Annotated in this window: 22 protein-coding genes; 15 read left to right on the plus strand and 7 right to left on the minus strand. The window is 38.8% G+C overall.

The genetic code is table 11. The features are described 5' to 3' along the window. The first annotated feature begins 36 nt into the window (after positions 1-36). The 4 genes from hisS to der all read left to right on the plus strand — a co-directional run bounded on the left by hisS (position 37) and on the right by der (position 4748). Complete coding sequence (hisS, locus tag ABN212_RS05830; RefSeq protein WP_036912557.1) at positions 37-1320, plus strand: histidine--tRNA ligase; 1284 nt, start codon at positions 37-39, stop codon at positions 1318-1320. A 10-nt stretch (positions 1321-1330) separates the two neighbouring features. Beyond that, positions 1331-1951, plus strand: a complete 621-nt coding sequence (locus tag ABN212_RS05835; protein WP_109370956.1) for a YfgM family protein — start codon at positions 1331-1333, stop codon at positions 1949-1951. A 14-nt stretch (positions 1952-1965) separates the two neighbouring features. Beyond that, positions 1966-3138, plus strand: coding sequence for an outer membrane protein assembly factor BamB (bamB, locus tag ABN212_RS05840; protein WP_109370955.1), 1173 nt, complete (start codon positions 1966-1968; stop codon positions 3136-3138). A gap of 119 nt (positions 3139-3257) precedes the next feature. Then, on the plus strand, positions 3258-4748 hold the full coding sequence (gene der, locus ABN212_RS05845; protein WP_098942308.1) for a ribosome biogenesis GTPase Der: 1491 nt from the start codon (positions 3258-3260) through the stop codon (positions 4746-4748). Between the two features lie 70 nt (positions 4749-4818). Here the strand turns inward: der and ABN212_RS05850 are convergent, their stop codons facing one another. After that, positions 4819-5733 (minus strand): Gfo/Idh/MocA family protein, encoded by a 915-nt coding sequence (locus tag ABN212_RS05850; RefSeq protein WP_349442987.1) that lies wholly within the window; start codon positions 5731-5733, stop codon positions 4819-4821. A 306-nt stretch (positions 5734-6039) separates the two neighbouring features. Between ABN212_RS05850 and ABN212_RS05855 the strand changes: the two genes are divergently transcribed. Next, positions 6040-6387: a hypothetical protein gene (locus ABN212_RS05855; protein ID WP_232797509.1), complete on the plus strand. Its 348-nt coding sequence runs from the start codon at positions 6040-6042 to the stop codon at positions 6385-6387. An 89-nt stretch (positions 6388-6476) separates the two neighbouring features. Here the strand turns inward: ABN212_RS05855 and hemF are convergent, their stop codons facing one another. Continuing rightward, a complete protein-coding gene (gene hemF, locus ABN212_RS05860) occupies positions 6477-7385 on the minus strand; it encodes an oxygen-dependent coproporphyrinogen oxidase (RefSeq protein WP_198619736.1) in 909 nt (302 codons plus the stop codon). Between the two features lie 133 nt (positions 7386-7518). On the opposite strand from hemF, the gene ABN212_RS05865 reads away from it, so the two are divergent. From ABN212_RS05865 to cysM, 8 genes are all read left to right on the plus strand, one after another. Further along, complete coding sequence (locus tag ABN212_RS05865; RefSeq protein WP_109371471.1) at positions 7519-7956, plus strand: GNAT family acetyltransferase; 438 nt, start codon at positions 7519-7521, stop codon at positions 7954-7956. Between the two features lie 350 nt (positions 7957-8306). Continuing rightward, positions 8307-8903, plus strand: a complete 597-nt coding sequence (locus tag ABN212_RS05870; protein ID WP_232797508.1) for an RpoE-regulated lipoprotein — start codon at positions 8307-8309, stop codon at positions 8901-8903. 153 nt (positions 8904-9056) lie between these two features. Then, the gene (locus ABN212_RS05875) at positions 9057-9953 is read left to right on the plus strand and encodes a Dyp-type peroxidase (protein WP_109370951.1); all 897 of its coding nucleotides are present in this window, start codon (positions 9057-9059) and stop codon (positions 9951-9953) included. Positions 9954-10189: 236 nt separating this feature from the next. Further along, positions 10190-11209: a thiosulfate ABC transporter substrate-binding protein CysP gene (gene cysP / locus ABN212_RS05880; RefSeq protein WP_349442988.1), complete on the plus strand. Its 1020-nt coding sequence runs from the start codon at positions 10190-10192 to the stop codon at positions 11207-11209. Continuing rightward, positions 11209-12042: a sulfate/thiosulfate ABC transporter permease CysT gene (gene cysT, locus ABN212_RS05885; protein ID WP_072068681.1), complete on the plus strand. Its 834-nt coding sequence runs from the start codon at positions 11209-11211 to the stop codon at positions 12040-12042. The genes cysP and cysT overlap by 1 nt, the downstream gene beginning before the upstream one ends. Beyond that, complete coding sequence (cysW, locus tag ABN212_RS05890) at positions 12042-12884, plus strand: sulfate/thiosulfate ABC transporter permease CysW (protein WP_196534097.1); 843 nt, start codon at positions 12042-12044, stop codon at positions 12882-12884. The genes cysT and cysW overlap by 1 nt, the downstream gene beginning before the upstream one ends. Positions 12885-12916: 32 nt before the next feature. Next, complete coding sequence (gene cysA / locus ABN212_RS05895) at positions 12917-14005, plus strand: sulfate/thiosulfate ABC transporter ATP-binding protein CysA (RefSeq protein ID WP_198619739.1); 1089 nt, start codon at positions 12917-12919, stop codon at positions 14003-14005. Between the two features lie 174 nt (positions 14006-14179). Further along, positions 14180-15064, plus strand: a complete 885-nt coding sequence (gene cysM, locus ABN212_RS05900) for a cysteine synthase CysM (protein WP_349442989.1) — start codon at positions 14180-14182, stop codon at positions 15062-15064. A 215-nt stretch (positions 15065-15279) separates the two neighbouring features. Here the strand turns inward: cysM and crr are convergent, their stop codons facing one another. From crr to cysK, 4 genes are all read right to left on the minus strand, one after another. Next, positions 15280-15789 carry a PTS glucose transporter subunit IIA gene (crr, locus tag ABN212_RS05905; protein ID WP_036935451.1) on the minus strand — a complete coding sequence of 170 codons (510 nt, stop codon included), beginning with the start codon at positions 15787-15789 and terminating at the stop codon, positions 15280-15282. 49 nt (positions 15790-15838) lie between these two features. Continuing rightward, positions 15839-17566, minus strand: coding sequence for a phosphoenolpyruvate-protein phosphotransferase PtsI (gene ptsI, locus ABN212_RS05910; protein ID WP_198619741.1), 1728 nt, complete (start codon positions 17564-17566; stop codon positions 15839-15841). Between the two features lie 137 nt (positions 17567-17703). Next, positions 17704-17961, minus strand: coding sequence for a phosphocarrier protein Hpr (gene ptsH, locus ABN212_RS05915; RefSeq protein WP_006533407.1), 258 nt, complete (start codon positions 17959-17961; stop codon positions 17704-17706). Positions 17962-18291: 330 nt separating this feature from the next. Beyond that, complete coding sequence (gene cysK, locus ABN212_RS05920) at positions 18292-19245, minus strand: cysteine synthase A (protein ID WP_349442990.1); 954 nt, start codon at positions 19243-19245, stop codon at positions 18292-18294. Positions 19246-19480: 235 nt separating this feature from the next. Here cysK and ABN212_RS05925 point away from each other — a divergent pair, with 235 nt between their 5' ends. Further along, entirely contained in the window at positions 19481-20011 is a 531-nt protein-coding gene (locus ABN212_RS05925) for a hypothetical protein (protein ID WP_232797507.1), read from the plus strand. 117 nt (positions 20012-20128) lie between these two features. On the opposite strand, the gene cysZ is transcribed toward ABN212_RS05925, so the two are convergent. Further along, positions 20129-20899 (minus strand): sulfate transporter CysZ, encoded by a 771-nt coding sequence (gene cysZ / locus ABN212_RS05930; RefSeq protein ID WP_198619742.1) that lies wholly within the window; start codon positions 20897-20899, stop codon positions 20129-20131. Positions 20900-21125: 226 nt separating this feature from the next. On the opposite strand from cysZ, the gene zipA reads away from it, so the two are divergent. Beyond that, positions 21126-22151 carry a cell division protein ZipA gene (zipA, locus tag ABN212_RS05935; RefSeq protein WP_432807462.1) on the plus strand — a complete coding sequence of 342 codons (1026 nt, stop codon included), beginning with the start codon at positions 21126-21128 and terminating at the stop codon, positions 22149-22151. The last annotated feature ends 57 nt before the right edge of the window (positions 22152-22208 follow it).

Consider the following 22208-nt stretch of genomic DNA (forward strand, 5'->3'; position numbering starts at 1 on the left):
GCCTAACAATCAATTAATAACTATTAGAGAAGAAAAGTGGCACAAAAAATCCAAGCCATTCGTGGTATGAACGACTATCTACCTGCTGACACTCGTGTATGGCAGAAAATTGAAAATACGCTAAAACAAATTTTAGCGGGTTACGGCTTTAGTGAAATCAGAACACCTATCGTAGAGCATACCCCTCTATTTCAGCGAGCAATTGGTGAAGTGACCGATGTTGTTGAAAAAGAAATGTATACTTTTACCGATCGTGGCGAAGATGCTCAAAGTCTGACATTACGCCCAGAAAACACAGCAGGTTGTGTTCGTGCGGGTATCGAGCATGGTTTGCTTTATAACCAAGAACAACGTTTATGGTATTTAGGACCAATGTTCCGTTATGAGCGCCCTCAAAAAGGTCGTTATCGTCAATTCCACCAGTTAGGTGCAGAGGTCTTTGGTCTACAAGGCCCAGATATTGATGCGGAATTAATTATGCTAACTGCGCGTTGGTGGAAAGCGTTAGGTATTGCAGAACACGTAACATTAGAACTTAACTCTATTGGTTCATTAGAAGCGCGTGCTAAATATCGTGAAGCGTTAGTTGCTTTCTTAGAGCAGCACGTAGATAAGTTAGATGAAGACTGCAAACGTCGTATGTATTCTAACCCATTACGTGTTTTAGACTCAAAAAATCCAGAAATTCAGACTTTATTGAATGATGCGCCTGAACTTTTCGATTATCTTGATGACGAATCAAGAGCGCACTTTGATGGTCTTTGTGCTTTATTGGATGCTGTCGGTATTACATATCGTGTTAATCAGCGTTTAGTTCGTGGTTTAGACTATTATAACCGTACTGTTTTTGAGTGGGTAACTAGCGCATTAGGTTCACAGGGAACCGTGTGTGCGGGCGGCCGTTACGATGGCCTTGTGAAGCAACTTGGTGGACACCCAACACCAGCAGTTGGTTTTGCTATGGGGATGGAACGCATGATCTTATTAGTTCAAGCGGTTAACCCTGAATTTGTTGCAGATACTAATGTCGCTGATGTTTACCTTGCTTCATTTGGCGAAAAGAGTCAAAGCGCAGCATTAATGCTGGCTGAAGAAATTCGTGATCAATTACCAACATTACGTTTAATGACGAATCATGGTAATGGTAACTTTAAAAAGCAGTTAGGGCGTGCTGATAAACAAGGCGCTAAAATTGCTCTGATTTTAGGCGAAGATGAAATTAATGCCGGTACTGTTGCAGTGAAAGATTTGCGTTCAGGGGAACAAACAATCGTTGCTCGCAATGAGCTCGCTCAGCAATTGACTCTGTTATTAGGTTAAGGAGAGACTTGTGGAAGTTTATAGCACCGAAAACGAACAAGTTGATGCAATTAAACAGTTCTTTAAAAACTACGGTTTAACTATCGTTTTAGCCGCTGTTATTGGTTTTGGTGGTGTGTTTGGTTGGAAATATTGGCAATCACATCAAACAAATCGTCTGCAAGAAAGTGCAGGTGCTTTTGCAACAGTCAGCGAGGCACTTGCTAAGCCTACGCCTGAAAATATTGCATTAGCTGAAAAATTTGTTACTGAAACGAATGATATTTATGGCGCTTTAGCTTCATTAGAGCTAGCCCAAATCGCTATTGATGCTAATGATTTAGTCAGTGGTGAACGCCATCTAACGAATGCTGTGGCAAAAGTAAAAAATGACGCATTTGCAGATATGCTTAATCTTCGTTTAGCTCGTGTACAATTAGCATTAGATAAAACAGATGCTGCTTTAGTTTCGTTAGAGCAAGTGAAAGGCAAAGCATGGAATGGAATGAAAAATTATATCCGTGGCGATGTCTTAGCGAAAAAAGGCGATAACACGGGTGCTACAACCGCTTATCGTAGCGCATTAACTGATGAAAATGCGGGTGCTATTCGCTCACTGGTTGAACTTAAACTCAATAATTTATCCAATTAAAGGGATCTTCAGACATGCAACTGCGTAAAACTCTCCTGGTTGGTCTACTAGCATCTGCTTTGTTGGCAGGATGTTCTAGTGAACAGGATAATGTGACAATGTCTCCATTGCCTGAGGTGCAAAGCCAATTTACACCTAGAGCTGTTTGGGACAAATCAGTTGGAAATGGTATTGGTAAATACTATTCTCACTTGTCACCAACATGGGATGGCGCAGTTGTTTATGTCGCTGATCGCCATGGTTTAGTGAAAGCATTAGATGTAGAAACAGGTAAAGAGCTTTGGTCGCAAGATCTCTCTATTAAAACAGGTTTTCTTTCATCCAATGAGTCCGCATTACTTTCTGGTGGGTTAACAGTTTCAGGCACTCGCGTTTTTGTGGGAACTGAAAAAGCGAAAGTATACGCACTGAACACTGAAGATGGCTCCATTGATTGGGAAGCAGATGTTGCTGGTGAAGCCATTTCAAAACCTGTTGTTAGTGATGGTTTAGTACTTATTCATACCAGTAATGGTATGTTGCAAGGACTCGACTTGTTAAGTGGTGAGATTTCTTGGACTATTAACTTAGATACTCCATCATTATCTCTTCGTGGCGAGTCTGCACCTGCTGTTGCTTATGGCGCAGCTATTATTGGTGCAGATAATGGCCGTGTCAGTGCAGTTGTTCTTTCTCAAGGGCAGTTGATTTGGCAACAAAATATTTCACAAATTAAAGGCTCTACTGAAATTAGCCGATTAAATGATGTGGATATCACACCGATTATTGATGAAAATACTGTTTACGCAATGGCGTATAACGGTAATTTAGTTAGCCTTGATATGCGTTCTGGACAAATTCTTTGGAAACGTGAGTTAGGCTCAGTCAATGATATGGTGCTGTTGGGTGATAATCTTTACCTTGTTGACCAAAATGACAGAGTTTTATCTGTTCGTAAATCTGATGGTGTGACATTATGGACACAAGAAGATTTATTGCATCGCAATTTAACTGCTCCGGCTATTTTTGATGGTTATTTAGTGGTTGGTGATGCAGAAGGTTATCTCCATTGGATTGATACCAATACAGGTAAATTTATTGCACAAAACCAAGTGAACAGTTCAGGCTTATTAAGTCGCCCTCAAGCGGTACAAGATAAACTGATGATCCAAGCTCGCGACGGTAAGCTTTATCTTTATAGTCGGTAATTAATTGCTGACAAATCTATTTATTTTACGGCTCCTTTAAAGGAGCCGTTTCGTCTTTTTAGTAATTACATGTAAAATACAATCAGGTTTGTGATTGTATTTTTATGAGGCATCAAAAAATGATACCCGTTATTGCCTTAGTAGGGCGCCCTAACGTGGGTAAATCCACGTTATTTAATCGACTAACACGCACAAGAGACGCTTTAGTTGCCGATTTTCCAGGCCTCACCCGTGACCGTAAATATGGTCGAGCAGAGTTAGAAGGCGAAGAATTTATTATTATTGATACCGGTGGTATTGATGGTGCTGAAGAGGGTGTTGAAACCCATATGGCATCACAATCGCTACAGGCTATTCAAGAAGCCGATATCGTACTGTTTTTAGTTGATGCTCGTGCGGGCTTGATGCCAGCAGACCAAGGTATTGCAAAACACCTTCGTGGTGTTGAGAAAAAAACGTATTTAGTTGCGAATAAAACTGACGGTATCGATATTGATACTGCATTAGCTGATTTTTACTCTTTAGGATTAGGCGAAATCTTCCCAATTGCTGCATCTCATGGTCGTGGTGTTGCTCAATTGATTGAACAAGCACTCTTACCAATTACGGGTAAAGTAGTGGAAGAAGAGCTAGAGCTGACTGAAGAAGAAGAAAATGCGGCTTATTGGGCTGCATTAGAAGCAGAACAAGAAGCACAAGCGTTAGAAGAGGAAGAAGACGACTTTGATCCTTCTACATTACCGGTAAAATTAGCGATTGTTGGTCGTCCTAATGTCGGTAAATCAACATTGACAAACCGTATGCTTGGTGAAGATCGTGTGGTTGTTTACGATATGCCAGGTACAACCCGTGACAGTATCTATATTCCAATGGAACGTGATGAAAAAGAATATATCATCATCGATACAGCGGGTGTTCGTAAACGTGGTAAAGTAAAAGAAACAGTAGAAAAATTCTCTGTTATCAAAACATTACAAGCCATTGAAGACTCTAACGTTGCATTGCTGGTTATTGATGCCCGTGAAGGTATTTCAGATCAGGATCTTTCATTATTAGGTTATATCTTGAATGCAGGTCGTTCATTAGTCATTGCTGTTAATAAATGGGATGGCATGACACAAGACGATCGCGAACAAGTAAAAGCCATGCTTGATCTTAAACTAGGCTTTGTTGACTTTGCGCGTGTTCACTTTATTTCTGCATTACATGGTAGTGGCGTGGGTAATCTTTTTGAATCAATTCAAGAAGCCTATGTCTGTGCAACGCGTCGCGTAGGAACTTCTATGCTAACTCGCATCATGAAGATGGCAGAAGATGATCATCAGCCACCAATTGTTCGTGGACGTCGTGTAAAAATGAAATATGCACATGCTGGTGGTTATAATCCACCTGTTGTAGTTATTCATGGTAATCAGGTCACTGATTTACCAGATAGCTATAAGCGCTATTTGATGAACTATTTCCGCCGTACTCTGCAAGTGATGGGTACGCCAATCCGTATTCAATTTAAAGAGGGTGAAAACCCTTATGCGGATAAGAAAAATAAATTAACACAATCTCAGTTGCGTAAACGTAAGCGTTTAATGTCACATTTGAAGAAATCGAAATAAGTTAATTTAACGTCAAAAAATAAAAACTGAGTTCAATTTATAATGAACTCAGTTTTTTTATACCTGGAATTTATTGATTAGCTAACATTTTTTCTATCATGAGTTGAGCAACAATGGCTTGCTCTCCACTTGTCGATGGCTCTGTATTATTCGTAACACATTCAATAAAGTGTTCCACCGCCCCAATAAAACCTCGTTGTAATAAAATGGGGTCCCAATTTTCTGGATGTTTTTCAGTGAGCCTACTTCTGCTTTCACTGCGCCATAAATTCATATTTGTAATTTGATGGATTGCATCTTCATCAACGGCAATAATCTGCTCTTGCTGGCTTCCTGCTTTTCTGTGCATTGATGTTGTTATCCAGCAATCGTTGATTTTTAAATGATGTTCAGCATAAAAAAGTGCATTTTCTTTTGTTTGGATAATACTACCACTTAATAATTTAGCGTTTGAACCTGCTAACCAAAGTGCCGTATCAACAACATGTAAATAGTCATCAAACAAGGTAAAACGAGTCTCTTTAGGGCCGACACTATCACATCGATGTTTATCAATTCTTAAAGAAGAAAGGTGGGTAATATTTTGTTTCAACTGATGATAAAAGGGGGCAAAGCGGCGATTAAAACCCACCATGATTTTTTTATTTTTCTTGGCAGCAAGCTCAATAAGTGCCTCAGATTGGTGAATATGTTCTGTTAAGGGTTTATCAACATAAACATGTACACCTGCGTTTAATAAATAGTCTATAACTTCGAAATGACTTGAAGTTGTACTATGTACAAATATCGCATCACACTGTTGAGCTAAAGCACTTAAGCTAGTGAATAAAGGGATACGATAAGTGGCACAAATTATATTCCCTTTTTCCTGATTAGGTGAAAATGCGCCTATAAATTCCCACTTAGAAGCTTTACTTAAAATAGGTAGATAAACTTTTTGTGCAATTGATCCTAAACCGACCATACCAATACGTAATTTTCTCATTATTTACCTTCCTTATTTCTTAGATCGCATGATTAGTTTAAGACAAGAAAAATGATAAATTTTTCAATTTTATATTTTTTCAACATACTTGCATGATGGGAGCTTTGATATATTTTAGTGAGATAAATTATGAAAAATAGATATCACTGTCTTAAATGAGGTGTCACAGCTTATTTAACATTTAATTTGTCGTTTTTTATGCTCAATAATTATTCAATGAGATTAAGCTTCATAAAAAATTAATTATTTCTTTAAAAAAATAGCTAAAATGCAATTGATTCCCATTCGTCTTAATGAGCTATTACTTTGAAAAAAACGATCATCATTGCATCAATTTTTACGCTTTCTGCATGTGCAACACCTGAAAAATGGGAAGCAAAAACTACAAATCCATCACCGTTAGATATTGCTAAGAATATGTGTATGCAAGAAGCTAAAGCGCGATATCCCGCGAGATATGTGGCTTCAAGCCAGCCTTCTTTTGCTCCTATGAGTATAAATGGTAAAGATATTCCTAATTCAGGCGCAGGAGCATCTCTTCCTTCCGATGCTAATGAATGGGAACGTAAAGACTATTTCAATACCTGTATGAGAGCAGAAGGGTGGGAAAACAAAAATAAAGTGACAGGTTTACTGGCTTTTTTGTTTAATTGATTTTAGGAAATATTTGTTATTAAACTTCTCGTTTGATTCTAGTAAAGCCACATTTTTAATGTGGCTTTACTCTCAATGAATGAAGTATTTTATACCCACTCTTTTTGGATCAAAAAGTCACTGTATAACTTTGCTTCTGGGGTATTCGGTTCGGGCGAGTAATTGTACTGAAAACGGACTAAGGGAGGCATCGACATTAAAATGGACTCTGTTCTTCCGCCGCTTTGTAAGCCAAATAATGTACCTCTATCCCACACTAAATTGAATTCAACATAGCGGCCACGGCGATAGAGTTGGAACTGGCGTTCACGCTCTCCCCAAGGCATTGATTTGCGCTTTTCAACAATAGGCAAATAGGCATCAAGATAACCAAGCCCAACCTGTTGGACAAATTCGAAACAATGGTCAAAATCTGGAGTATTTAAATCATCAAAGAAAAGGCCACCTACACCACGAGGTTCATTGCGGTGTTTAATATAAAAATAATCATCACACCATTTTTTATAACGAGGGTAATAATCTTCACTAAAAGGAGTACAAACCGATTTAGCTACTTTATGCCAATGAATAACATCTTCTTCAAACCCATAATAAGGTGTTAAGTCAAAGCCACCACCAAACCACCAAACAGGATCTTCTCCCTCTTTTTCAGCAATAAAAAAACGCACGTTAGCATGAGAAGTTGGAATATAAGGATTAAGAGGATGAATTACTAATGAAACACCCATTGCTTGAAAACGACGTCCTGCTAATTCAGGGCGATGTGCAGTGGCAGATTTCGGTAATGTGTCGCCATAAACATGCGAGAAATTGACGCCAGCTTGTTCAAAAAGAGCGCCATTGGTTAAAACGCGAGTACGACCACCGCCTCCTTCTTTTCTTTCCCAGTTATCTTGCTGAAAAGTGGCTTTTTGGTCTATGTTTTCAAGAGAGCGACAAATCGTATCTTGTAGTGATAAGAAAAATTCTTTAACGCGATGAATATCAGGCAAATTCATAATAACCTACAATTTTTATCATATTTATTAAAAATAGAACTCCATATTGTCTATGTTCTCATTTTCAAGTTGATTCATAAACTAAACAAGCGATAATAAATTCAGATTTATGTGACCGATAATGGGCAAAACCATGGAAATACGTGTATTTCGCCAAGATGATTTTGAGGCAATTATTACACTTTGGGAGCGTTGCGATTTGATATCGCCTGATAACGATCCTGAAATTGATATTGAAAGAAAAATAAACCACTCACCAGATTTGTTTCTGATCGCCGAAGTCGCGGGTGAACTCGTGGGTAGTGTGATGGGGGGCTATGATGGTCATCGTGGTTCTTTATACTATTTAGGTGTTCATCCAGATTTTCGAGGAAGAGGCATTGCGAATGCATTGATCTCTCGGTTAGAGAAAAAGCTGATCGCGAAAGGGTGTCCTCAAATTACATTAGTTGTACCAGAAGAAAATGATGCAACAATTTGTATGTTTGAGAAGTTATTGTATGAAGATCAAAACCAAGAAAGCACAACTTATACTAAACGATTAATTGTTGATCAGGATTTTGATCTTTAATTGTGTTTAAAACCCCTGATATCTTTAGGGGTTATTTCTCTTCCCTTTCTATTCTTCCCTTTATGCTTATCTCTTTTTTCTTTGTTTCTATTCTTACATTTGTACTTCTTATTTTATGCGTAAAATCTGATATTGCCTTTTCTGTGGAACAAAATGTTATGTTGATGGTCGTAACTAGGCTTTCTTTTCATGTGGTTATCTAAGATCAAATCAGTAAATATTTTGTTATGCTGACTTATTGCGACAGTTTTAGTCTGATGATTGAGACGATACAAAGAGTAAGATAAGGTGTACTTAATAACCTCAATATCTATTTTAATGTGTGACGAAAAAGTTTAATGGAGAAATAAATGATGCCTAAGTTTTGGTTACCCTTGTGTTTAAGCACAAGTGTTTTGCTATTAAGTGGCTGTTCATCCATGGGAGGAATGTCTTTTTCTGCACTAAATCCGATGAATTGGTTTTCAAATGATACGTTAACAATTTCTGCCAATGGATTAGGAAATATTACCAGCTCAACCAAAATAGCAGAAAGTGAAATAAAAAATGAGCTAGGGAGTAGCTTCAATTATCGTGAAGGCATGGAGATGCAAGGTAGCGATATTATTGTTGTAGTCCAAGCGCTTGAAGATAATAAAGTTCAAGTAGCTTTCTATGGCAAAGAAAAAGGCACTGTTGAGAAAATAGAAGTCTTTGATGCCAAGGCTACGACAGATTGGGGTACAACGATGGGTACACCATTTAAAGATATCTATAAAAAAGCATTTGGTGTGTGCAGCAAAGGTTCTAAAGATGAAAAACAGAGAACTATTTTATGTCAATCCACAGAAGCTAAATCGGTGAGTTATGTCTTTAGTGGTCAATGGGATGGTCCTGATGGATTAATGCCACCTGATGAAGTTCTATCTAACTGGACGTTAACGCAAATTATTTGGCAGAACAAATAGCCTTCACGCTATTCCTTATGCTATTCCTTATAAAACAAGGAAGATTTTATAATCAGACTGTCCGATTTTTGTTAAAAGGCAAATCTTCAGAAAAAAATATTCGATATAATTAACATCATTCTAGGTGTTTTGATTATTGATTAGGAAAGCAATATGTCTCATGCACAAAGTGGCATTTTAGTCGCACATAGTAAATTTGGTCTTTTTATCGAAGCAATGGTTGTCGGTGAATTAGAGGCTCTGCGTGAAGGATGTCAGAAATTCATGCAATCATTATCTGATTTACAAAAGCAATTTCCTGATGCATCACTAGGCGCAGTTGTTGCATTTGGTTCTGATCTCTGGAAAAAACTTTCCGATGAAAATAGCGCACCAGAGCTCAAACCTTTTCGCCCTCTAGGTAAAGGTTTAGCGCCTGCAACACAGCGCGATCTTCTTATTCATATCCAATCTATGCGTCATGATGTGAATTTCTCACTAGCACAAGCCGCAATTGCTGCTTTTGGTGATGCAATCAAAGTTGAAGAAGAAATTCATGGTTTCCGTTGGATAGAAGAGCGCGATTTAAGTGGTTTCATTGATGGCACAGAAAATCCACAGGATGATGAACGTTATGGTGTTGCACTAATTAATGACGGCATTGATGCTGGTGGTAGTTATGTTTTAGTGCAACGTTATGAGCATAACCTGAAAAAATGGGCTCGTTTTAGTGAATCAGACCAAGAAAAAATGATCGGTCGCACTAAAAAAGACAGTGTTGAACTTGATGAATCTGAGCGTAATGTGACATCTCATGTTTCTCGTGTTGTGATTGAAGAAGATGGTGAAGAGCTAGCAATTTTACGCCACAGCCTGCCTTACGGTACTGCAAGCGGTAAACATGGTTTATATTTCTTAGCTTACTGTGGTCGTTTATATAACATCGAGCAGCAACTATTGAGCATGTTTGGTGAATTAGACGGCAAACATGATGACCTATTACGTATGAGTAAACCTGTAACGGGAAGTTATTACTTCGCTCCTTCTTATGAAGTATTAAAATCACTGTGATTATTATCTAGTGTTAAATACGCTTTATTAATGAAATGCCTGCTTTAAAAGCGGGCATTTTTGTCTGAATTTTTTTCATATAAAGAGTAATTGATGCAAATTTAATTAATTAGCCTGAGTTTTATTCATTTTTAATATCTTATAGTTATATCAAATAACAAAAGCTAACTACACTGTTATAAATAAAGTCGATAGAGTAACCATTAGAATAAAACTTACAATGATGGGTACTTTTAATGAAGAAAAACATGATCAGAACCTTTGCATTACAAGCAACCGCAGCATTGTCTTTGGTGGTTAGTAGTTATGCAGGGGCGGCTCAATTACTTAATAGCTCTTATGATATCGCCAGAGAGTTATTCACACAGCTAAACAGCGACTTTAAAACGCAATGGGATGCACAACATCCTGACGATAAAGTCACCATCAAACAATCACATGCAGGCTCTTCTAAGCAAGCACTTGCAATATTGCAAGGTTTACCTGCGGATGTAGTGACCTATAACCAAGTTACCGATGTGCAAATTTTGCATGATAAAGGCAAATTAATTCCTGCTGATTGGCAACAACGTCTTCCTAATAATAGTTCACCTTATTATTCCACCATGGCGTATTTAGTACGCAAAGGAAATCCCAAGAACATTACTTCATGGGAAGATTTAACCCGTGAAGATGTCAAAGTGGTTTTCCCTAATCCTAAAACATCGGGTAATGGTCGCTATACCTATTTAGCCGCGTGGGGCGCTTTTGAAAAAGCTTATGGTAACGATGAGAAAACACAAGAAGCGATGAAGAAATTCCTCAAGAATGTTGAGGTGTTTGATACAGGAGGCCGTGGTGCAACGACTTCTTTTATTGAACGTGGACTCGGAGATGTATTAATAAGCTTTGAATCTGAAGTTAATAATATTCGTCAACAATATGGTGAAGATGAATATCAAGCCATTGTGCCACCTGTTGATATTTTAGCTGAATTTCCAGTCGCTTGGATTGATAAAAATGTTCAACGTAACGACACCGAAGCACTGGCAAAAGCTTATCTAAACTATTTATACAGCCCGAGAGCACAAGAGATCATCACGCAATTTAATTATCGCGTAAATGATAAAGCGGTCATGGCTGAAAAAATAGCACAGTTCCCAGAAACGTCACTATTTACGGTTGAAGAAGTATTTGGTGACTGGAATAACGTGATGAAAACACATTTCACGACAGATGGCATGCTTGACAAGTTATTAGCGCAAGGACGTCAATAATGTTTACCACAACCAGCAAACGGGTTTTACCGGGATTTGGATTAAGTTTAGGTGGAACACTGTTTTATACCTGCTTGATCTTACTGTTACCAATGAGTGCGCTGGTTGTGCAACTTTCTGATATGAGTTGGGCTCAATATTGGGCAGTAATCACGCATCCACAAATTGTGGCCGCTTATAAAGTCACGCTATTAGCGGCGGCAGTTGCCAGCATTTTTAATGCTATTTTCGGTATGTTGCTTGCGTGGATCATTACTCGTTACCGTTTTCCAGGTAGACAACTGCTTGATGGTTTAATGGATTTGCCTTTCGCTTTACCTACGGCTGTTGCTGGTTTGACACTCGCAACGCTTTTTTCAACACAAGGCTGGTACGGTTTTGTATTGGATAAATTTGATATAAAAGTCATTAATACATGGATTGGCATTGCCGTTGCTATGGCTTTTACCAGTTTACCTTTTGTTGTAAGAACGGTTCAGCCAGTTCTTGAAGAGTTAGGCCCTGAGTATGAAGAAGCGGCTGAGACGCTAGGAGCGAGTCGTTGGCAGACTTTTCGTAAGGTTGTATTACCTGAGTTATCACCGGCACTAATAGCGGGAACCGCGCTCTCTTTTACGCGCAGTTTAGGTGAGTTTGGCGCCGTTATTTTTATTGCTGGCAATATTGCATGGCAAACAGAAGTCGTTTCTTTGATGATTTTTATTCGATTGCAAGAATTTGATTATCCTGCGGCAAGTGCCGTTGCTTCTGTAATTTTACTTGTTTCATTAGTCTTACTGTTTTCAATTAATGGATTACAAAGCCGATTTGGTCAACGGTTAAGGGGGCATTGATGTCAGATATTATGCAACAACGCTCGGTATATCGTCGCCAAATTGATTGGGTAAAGTGGGGGTTAATCTTTACTGGCGTTGTGTTATCCATTTTATTTTTAGTTGTGCCTATTGCGTGGATCTTTATGACCGCGTTTTCAAAAGGCGTTGAAATATTTACTGAGAATTTATTAGACAGCGATATGTTACATGCTGTCTGGTTAACGGTTCTCATCGCGCTAATCACTGTACCTGTCAATATGTTGTTCGGTGTCAGTATGGCATGGCTTGTCACGCGCTTTCGTTTTCCGGGGCGTCAACTGTTAATGACGTTGATAGATATTCCATTTGCAGTATCTCCAGTGGTTGCTGGATTACTTTATCTGCTTTTTTACGGTAGTAATGGCTGGGCTGGGCAGTGGTTATCGCAATTTGATATCCAGCTTATGTTCTCATGGCCGGGAATGGTATTAGTTACGGTGTTTGTCACTTGCCCTTTCGTAGTCAGAGAACTGGTGCCAGTGATGATGAGCCAAGGTAGCCAAGAAGATGAAGCCGCCGTGTTATTAGGAGCGAGTGGTTGGAAGATGTTTTGGCGAGTGACGTTGCCTAATATTCGCTGGGCATTGCTCTATGGTGTTGTATTAACGAATGCTAGAGCAATTGGTGAATTTGGTGCGGTTTCTGTGGTGTCTGGTGCTATTCGTGGCGAAACCTATTCACTACCGTTACAAGTGGAATTACTTCATCAAGATTACAATACCGTTGGTGCATTTACGGCGGCTGCATTACTCGCCATGATGGCAATATTCACTTTAATGTTTAAAAGTGCATTGCAATGGCACTTAGCTCGTCAGCAATGACATCATTATTTACACAAAAGTAGAGGCAAAATATGAGTATTGAAATTAATAGTGTCACAAAATATTTTGATCGCACTGAAGTGTTGCATGATGTCAGTCTTGATGTGGCTTCAGGTGAAATGGTGGCGCTGTTAGGGCCTTCAGGATCGGGGAAAACGACACTTTTACGTATTATTGCAGGTCTTGAACATCAAACCCAAGGAAGTATTCGTTTCGAAGGGCAGGATGTTAGCCGATTACATGCGAGAGATCGCAAAGTCGGTTTTGTTTTTCAGCATTATGCATTGTTTCGTCATATGACCGTATTTGAGAATATCGCTTTTGGTTTAACCGTATTGCCCCGTCGTGAGCGCCCTAGCAAAGACGCAATTCATAAAAAAGTTGAGCAGTTATTAGAGATGATCCAATTGCCTCATTTAGCTCAACGTTATCCTGCACAATTGTCAGGCGGACAGAAACAGCGTGTAGCCTTAGCAAGAGCATTGGCCGTTGAACCTCAAATTTTGTTATTAGATGAGCCTTTTGGTGCTTTAGATGCCAAGGTGAGAACCGAATTACGCCGTTGGTTACGTGAATTGCATGAAGAGCTTAAATTTACCAGTGTCTTCGTCACTCATGATCAACAAGAAGCGATGGAAGTAGCTGATCGCATTGTGATTATGGGAAATGGCAAAATAGAGCAAGTAGGAACACCACAAGAAGTGTGGCAATCACCAAAAAGTCGCTTTGTTTTAGAATTTTTAGGTGATGTGAACCACCTAAAAGGTGAAATTAATGGCGCTCAATTACAGATCGGGGGATATCACTTGCCATTATCTGTGACACCGCTTTATCAAGGTTCGGTAGATGTGTTCTTACGTCCGTGGGAAATTGCATTAAGTGCACATGCCAATAGTGTTTGCAGATTACCCGTTAAGGTTATTGAGGTATCACCCAAAGGGCATTATTGGCAGTTAATTTTACAGCCATTAGGATGGAGTGAAACACCTATTACTGCAATTTGGAATGATATTTCTTCGGCGCCAGCAAAAGGAAATACCTATTATATGGGAGGTGCTCAAGCCCGTTTATATACGGGAGATACTCCCTTAAATACAGTATCGTTAGCTTATACCGCTTAATTTTATTAATAGCATAGCCTTTTATTATTTCTCACCCATGCTTATTTTTAGCGTGGGTGTTTTGGTTTTTACGAAAGTGTAGAGACTTATCGAATTAACGTTAATGTTATTGCGTTAATAAGTTAAATGTGATTTCTTCATTAATACAGACAAACAAATGAGCAGGGACTTATTGTGGCAGGGTTAGAACAATTTATTGGTAATACACCATTAGTAAAACTACAACGACTTACACAAGAGGTAGACGCTGAAATATGGGTTAAGCTTGAAGGTAATAATCCCGCAGGTTCAGTAAAAGACAGAGCTGCATTATCGATGATTGAACAAGCGGAATTACGCGGTGAAATAAAGCCAGGTGATACGTTGATTGAAGCAACCAGTGGTAATACGGGGATTGCCTTAGCGATGATTGCGGCGGTAAAAGGTTACCGTTTAAAGCTGCTAATGCCTGAGAATATGAGTAAAGAGCGTCAAGCATCAATGCAAGCTTATGGCGCAGAATTGATTTTAGTGAGTCGTGAAATCGGTATGGAAGGTGCGCGAGATCTCGCACAACAAATGGAACAACAGGGCGAAGGTAAGGTATTAGACCAATTTAATAACCCCGATAATCCAAGAGCACATTTTATGTCAACAGGCCCTGAAATTTGGCAACAAACACAAGGTCGTATTACGCATTTTGTTTCGAGTATGGGAACAACGGGTACAATCACAGGTGTGGGAAGTTACTTAAAAACACAATCTAATAGTGTGCAAGTGATAGGCCTTCAGCCTGAAGAAAAAAGCCAAATTCCAGGTATTCGTCGTTGGTCACCAGCTTACTTGCCGGGTATCTTTAAAAAAGAGCTGGTGGATAGTGTGATAGATATGTCTCAAATCGAAGCAGAAGAGACGATGCGCCTTTTAGCTAGCCAAGAGGGTATCTTCTGTGGCGTAAGTTCTGGAGGGGCTGTTGCTGGCGCTCTGCGCGTTGCAAAAGAGAATCCTGGTGCGGTGATTGTTGCGATTGTGTGTGATAGGGGTGATCGTTATTTATCTACGGGCGTTTTCTCGTCATAATTCAAGTTATAGCGTTGTTGACTGCGTTCATTCACCCTAGTCACATACTAATGTATGCTCCTAGGGACTTATTCACTTGTCGCCTAGCTACACCTTGAATTATTTAGAGTAAGAACATCGTCGAATGAGTTAGAGTAGTTTTTAGTTTGTGTTTTTTAAATATAAAAAACCGCCACATTATTGGTGGCGGTTTAAATAGAGAACATCACAGAAGATTATTTTTTAATCTGAATAATAACGGTTTCACCAACAGTAACTGGGCCTGTCATTTTGGTTAAACCTTGAATTTCATCCATATTAGAGATAACAACCGGAGTTAGAACTGATTTTGCTTTTTCTTCTAATACAGCTAAGTCAAATTCTAAAATCGTATCACCTACTTTTACTTGCTGACCTTCTTCAGCGATACGTTTAAACCCTTCACCTTTCAGTTCAACAGTGTCGATACCGAAGTGGACAAACAACTCGATACCGTTGTCAGACTCAATAGAGAAAGCATGGTTAGTCTCGAAAATTTTACCGATAGTACCATCGACTGGCGCAACAATTTTATTACCAGCAGGTTTGATAGCAATACCGTCACCTACGATTTTTTCAGCGAAAACAACATCAGGAACATCTTCGATATTGACGATTTCACCAGAAAGTGGTGCAACAATATCAATCGTGCCACTGCCTTTCTTTTCCTCTGAAACCAGTGATTTTAATTTATCAAACAGACCCATGAATCTTCTCCTAATTATTGTAGTTGGGACCGGGCTCTGGCTAATGCGATTAGCATAGTGTCTTTTCTTTAGTAAAAGTTTCTACTAAGTCCATCAATTCTTTTGCAGTTGGCTGAGCAAGTGCTTGCTCTGCTAGTGCTCTTGCATCATCGTAATTCGCATTACGGATCACTTTTTTGATGCGAGGAATTGAAATCGCACTCATACTAAACTCATCTAATCCCATGCCGAGAAGGAGCAATGTTGCTCGTTCATCTCCAGCAAGTTCACCACACATTCCAGTCCATTTACCTTCAGCATGTGATGCATCAATCACCTGTTTTATCAGGTTGAGTACTGCAGGTGACATTGGATTATATAGATGAGATATCAGCTCATTTCCACGGTCTACAGCCAGAGTATATTGTGTTAGATCGTTAGTCCCAATACTAAAAAAGTCAACTTCTTTTGCCATATGACGAGCCATCACTGCTGCGGCTGGGGTTTCTACCATCACACCGACTTCAATAGATTCATCAAAAGCTTTCTTTTCTTCACGAAGCTGGCTTTTCAGTATTTCAAGTTCTGCTTTCAATGCACGGATCTCTTCAACAGAGATAATCATTGGAAACATAATGCGTAGTTTACCAAAAGCAGATGCTCTTAAGATAGCACGTAATTGTGGATGAAGGATCTCTTTACGGTCAAGACAAATACGAATTGCACGCCAGCCTAAGAATGGGTTCTCTTCTTTTGGTAGGTTCATGTAAGGTAAGTCTTTATCGCCACCAATATCCATAGTACGAATAATGACCGCTGGGCTTCCTACAGCTTCAGCTACCGCTTTATAGGCTTGGAATTGCTCATCTTCTGTTGGTAAAGAGTCTCTATCCATAAATAAGAACTCTGTACGATACAGACCAACACCTTCAGCACCGTTACGTTCAGCACCAGCAACATCTCGAACTGTACCAATATTAGCGCAAACTTCGACTTGATGCCCATCAAGTGTAATAGCAGGTAAGTCTTTGAGTTTTGCTAATTCTTCTTTTTCGTGTAGATACTCTTCTTTGATAGCTTTTAATGCTTCGAGTTCCTCATCTGATGGATTAATAATGATTTTGTTATTAATCGCATCAAGAACAAGATAATCGTCTTTTTTAATTGTTTGTGTCGCATTAGATGTTCCCACGATAGCTGGAATTTCTAATGAACGAGCCATGATAGATGTGTGAGATGTTCTGCCACCTAAGTCAGTGATAAAACCTAATACGTTGTCTAAGCTTAATTGCGCAGTTTCAGAAGGGGTAAGGTCAGTTGCAACTAAAATAACTTTTTCTGAGATAGCACTTAAATCGATAATTGGCATCTCTAAGATATTGCGCATTAAGCGTTTTCCAATATCACGAACGTCAGCTGCACGTTCTTTTAGATATTCGTCATCTAACGCTTCTAATGCGGTTGCTTGATCTTCAATAACAGATTGAACCGCAGCTTCAGCGGTTTTTTTGTCACTTTTGATAAGAGTAACAATTTCTTGTTCTAACTCTTCATCTTCTAGCAACATGATATGGCCTTCAAAGATTTCGGCTTTATCCGCACCAAGGTTCTTTTCAGCACGCTCTTTAATAATTTCTAGTTGTTGTGCAGATTTGTTACGACCGTCTTTAAAGCGTTCGATTTGATTTTCAATTTCATCACTTTGGATCTTACGTTGGCTAATGATGATAGGTTCTTCTTTGAGGAGAAGGGTTTGACCAAATGCGATACCGGGTGACGCTAAAATTCCTGAAATCATAATTTATCCTACGACTTGCTGGTGATAATCTTAAAAGAATAGGATTGCAAAATACTGTTGTTTTAAAATCATCATTGAAATTAACTCCCCTGAATGGTTTCAGGGGAATAAATAGTGCGTTAATGCTTAATTGCGAATTACTCTAATTCCGCCATTAATTTTACCAATGCTTCAACAGCTTGTTTTTCATCTTCGCCTTCAGCAGAGATAGTTACAACAGTACCTTGGGTTAAGCCTAAAGTTTGTAATTTGAAAAGGCTCTTAGCGCTGGCAGATTTACCGCTAGAGATAAGCGTGATATCAGAAGAAAATGTTTTGGCTTCTTTTACAAATTGTGCCGCAGGACGAGTATGTAAGCCGTTTGGTGCTGTAATAGTAACTTCTTGCTGGTACATAGGATTTTTTCCTTTTATAACTCAATTGTTCACATTAAGTCAGGACTTAGTAAGTGTAGATGAATTTGTCCTGCTTTGCGTAGCAATATCAGATAATATTAAGCCGTAAAGCGTCATCTGATAAAAATAGTGTTCAGAAAGATAAAAGAGTTCGTTTTGTCATCTCGGTTATTTTCTGATTAATTTCGACCTTCGAAATAATTAATTGATTAAATACTAAACTCGAAGAAATAAATCACCTGTCTGGATAACAAACTTTGATCTCTACCACAAAAAAAGCACCATTGAGGTGCTTTTTTAATAAATATTTTACAATTGAGATGACGCGATTTAGCTGTCAGAAATGTCAGCAAAAAGTGGAGTGCTTAAATAACGTTCACCTGAAGAAGGTAAAATAACCACAATTTCTTTATTTGCAAATTCTGGTTCTTTTGCGAGTTTTACTGCAGCTGCAATAGCTGCACCTGAAGAAATACCCGCAAGAATACCTTCTTTAGTCATCAGTTCACGAGCAGTATCAAAGGCTTCTTCGTTAGTGATTTGAATAACACGATCCAGTAACGATAAATCTAGGTTTTCAGGAATAAAGCCAGCTCCGATACCTTGGATTTTATGTGGACCCGGTTTTATTTCTTCACCTGCGAGAGCTTGAGTTATAACAGGGGAGCCTACTGGTTCAACAGCAACCATTGTTACCGCTTTACCTTGTGTCTTTTTCAAATAGCGACCAATACCCGTAATAGTACCACCAGTGCCGACGCCAGCAATAACAGCACCTACTTCACCATCAGTATCATTCCAGATTTCAGGACCTGTGGTTTTTTCATGAATTTCAGGGTTAGCTGGATTACTAAATTGTTGTAGTAAAAGGTAACGCTTAGGCTCGCTATCACGAATTTCATTGGCTTTATCAATGGCACCTTTCATGCCTTTTGCGCCTTCAGTCAGCACTAAATTAGCACCTAATGCTTTGAGTAATTTACGGCGTTCTACACTCATGGTATCTGGCATCGTCAGTGTTAATTTGTAGCCACGAGCTGCTGCAACATAAGCCAGAGCAATCCCAGTATTACCACTGGTAGGTTCTACAAGCTCAACGCCTTCTTTAAGAATGCCTTTTTTTTCTGCATCCCAAATCATGTTGGCACCGATACGGCATTTTACACTGAAGCTTGGGTTACGAGATTCCACTTTAGCCAGAATGTTGCCATTTCCGAAATGTTTTAAGCGAATTAAGGGAGTGTGCCCAATAGTTTGCGAGTTGTCTTCGAAAATCTTGCTCATTTTTATCCTCGGTACATAATTTTTATAAGGTCAGATGAAATTACCATACGCCATCAAGCTAAAGATGGAAATAAGCTTTATGAATATACTTATAACTTTTTTCTCTTTTTATTCCAAAAGGTTCTAATCAAGAGTCAGTGAGACGATTCACAAATTAATAAATCAAGAGATGTACAGTATATTGATGGCTGATAATCTATTTTTAACCACATTTACTGCAAATACAGGGGTCATAATGGAAACCATTGAAGAGTTGATTAGTGCGCTTGAACTCGCCGTACCTGAATTAGATGCGCAAGCTTTGCGTGAAAATTTACCCGAGTCAGATGCTCAAGAAGATGTCCTTAATTGGCTATATGAATCACTCTCAGCTCAAGGATTAATGGACTATGTGGAGTGGACAGAATATTTCGGTGATATTCCTGATCTAAAATCGTTAGAGCACATCTCTTTGCCTGAATCACCGAGTGCGTTGATTTTATCTCAAGTTGAAAATATTGACTGGGATGAGGTGAGTGTAGATCCTTATATGTTGCCTTATGAACTACCTTATTTGGAATATATTAACCACTTTTTGACAGAAAAAGGGTTACGATTGGTCGATCTTACACCGTTTGAAAATGCTTATATTCTCTGCATTCGAGATGATGAAGAGATTATTGAAAAACTAGATGGCGCATTAAATATCTTTGAAATGGGTATTAATGAGCGTGAGCCGATGGATAGAGAAGAAACGAAAGATTATATTCGTTCATTAATTGAGTAGTCTGGTTAATAACAAAATAAGCTAAATCACATTTTAGAAAAACCATAAAATAAAACCCCGTCTAAGAAGAATAAAACGGGGTTTTTTTATATTTATCGATATGTCGCTAAATTAGGTTTACCACTGCCCATCTTGCACATGTTGTTTACGATAACGATCGCACCACATTGCTGTTGCACCACAGATCGCAACTGGCATGATGACTAAATTTAGAATAGGGATCATGGTAAAAATATTAATAATCATACCAAATTGAAGATTATTCCATTTATCCTGTTTAAGCGAAGATTTCATCTCTGCAAATGAAATTTTATGGTTATCAAATGGAAAGTCATTATATTGAATTGCCATCATCCAAGCACCAAAAGCAAACCATAAAACAGGCGCAACGGTTTGTCCGATAGCAGGAATAAAATAGAGCAATAACAAAACAATAGCGCGAGGTAAATAATAAGCTATTTTAGTTAACTCACGCTTTAAAATACGTGGAACATCTTTCAATATACCTGCAACACCCGTATCTGGTGGGGCAATGCCAGTTATTTGGCCTTCTAATTTTTCAGCCAATAATCCATTAAACGGAGAAGCAATAATGTTGGCTAAGGTGCTAAAGAAATAAGTGAACACTAATAAGATAAAAATAACGGATAATGGCCAGATCAAATAACTCAACCACTGTAACCAATCAGGAATTTTTTCCATCATCCAATTGACCATGCCATCAATTTGACCATATAACCACCAAAAAGCGCTTCCGAGAATAATAATGTTGGCAAGTAAGGGTAAGATAACAAAACGCTTCAGCCCTTTGCGTGTAATTAAACGCCAACCAAGAGCAAAATAATGAAATCCATTTAAATTTTTATTCGTTTCTGTCAAATTTGTCATACTTCCTATTCTCTCCAATGAGGGCAAGCTAGTATCATATAGGGAGATAATCAGCCTTACTAGTCATGAATTGTCTAAAAAACGCGCATAAGAGATTGAAGTGTGTATCTTTGTGACAAGAAAATTAAGTATTGGCTTGCACTTATGAGCATTGGCAAATACTCTTAGTAAAAAGTAATATTTGCCAACGTGGCTATTAAACCTCAAGACAACAGAGATAGAAATGATGCAGCAAAATTTGCGTCTGATATTAATCGTTGTTGGTGCGATTTTAATCATAGCTTTGTTATTACACGGCTTATGGATTGGTCGAAAAGAGCGTTCTAAGCTTTTCCGTAATCGCCCAGTAAAACGTCAGAAACAGAATTATCAGTCAGATGAGAACGATGACGAACCACAATATGCTGAGGTTAGTCATCAGACATCAACTTTATCCTCTACTGAAAAGCGGGAGAGTGAGCCACCGATAAAATCGGAGCCTCTACATGAACCTGAAATTTCAGTGGTAGATAGAGATCCATTAATGTCTGAAAACCAAACAAAAGGGAATTCTCACGACACTTCATTACAGCAAGAGCCAAGTCTTGGTGTTTTTGATGTTATTGAAAATGAGCCTGTACCGATTGTTAGGGATGAGCCAAAAAAAGCTCCTGTGGTTAATGTTGCGAGTGAAATAAAATCACACGTTAATACAGTAAGCCCATCAGCGAGTTTTGAGCCTTCAATTTCAGAGACAACGGCTCATGTGACTCCTGTTGAAACTGAGGCTTCGCATCATGCTCCGGCTGAAGAGCCAAAAGTTGAATCTGCTCCGCAAGCAACAGAAGCAGAGAAAGAGCTGGTTATTGTTCTAAACGTAAGTGCACATCATGGTCAAATGCTGGATGGTGAAGTGTTGATGCAAAGTATCATTCAAGCTGGATTCCAGTTTGGCGAAATGAATATTTTCCATCGACATCTCAACCCAACAGCCAATGGGCCTGTGTTGTTTAGTTTAGCGAATATGGTGAAACCAGGAACATTTAACATTGATACGATGGCTGAATTAACGACACCAGGTGTATCGATGTTTATGATGGTGCCATCTTATGGTGATGCTAATCAAAACTTTAAATTGATGTTACTTACGGCTCAACGAATAGCATCTGATGTAGGTGGTGTTGTGCTGGATGATGAACGCAAACTCTTAACGCCACAAAAAATCGAGCTTTATAAATCTAGAATTCGCAGGACGCTGGATTTAAATCAATAGCTTTATATCTGTAAAAAAAGCCCCCGCTTGCGGGGGTTTTTCTTCTTTGGTGATAAT

Source organism: Proteus genomosp. 6 (assembly GCF_040139785.1).
Taxonomy (GTDB): Bacteria; Pseudomonadota; Gammaproteobacteria; order Enterobacterales; family Enterobacteriaceae; genus Proteus.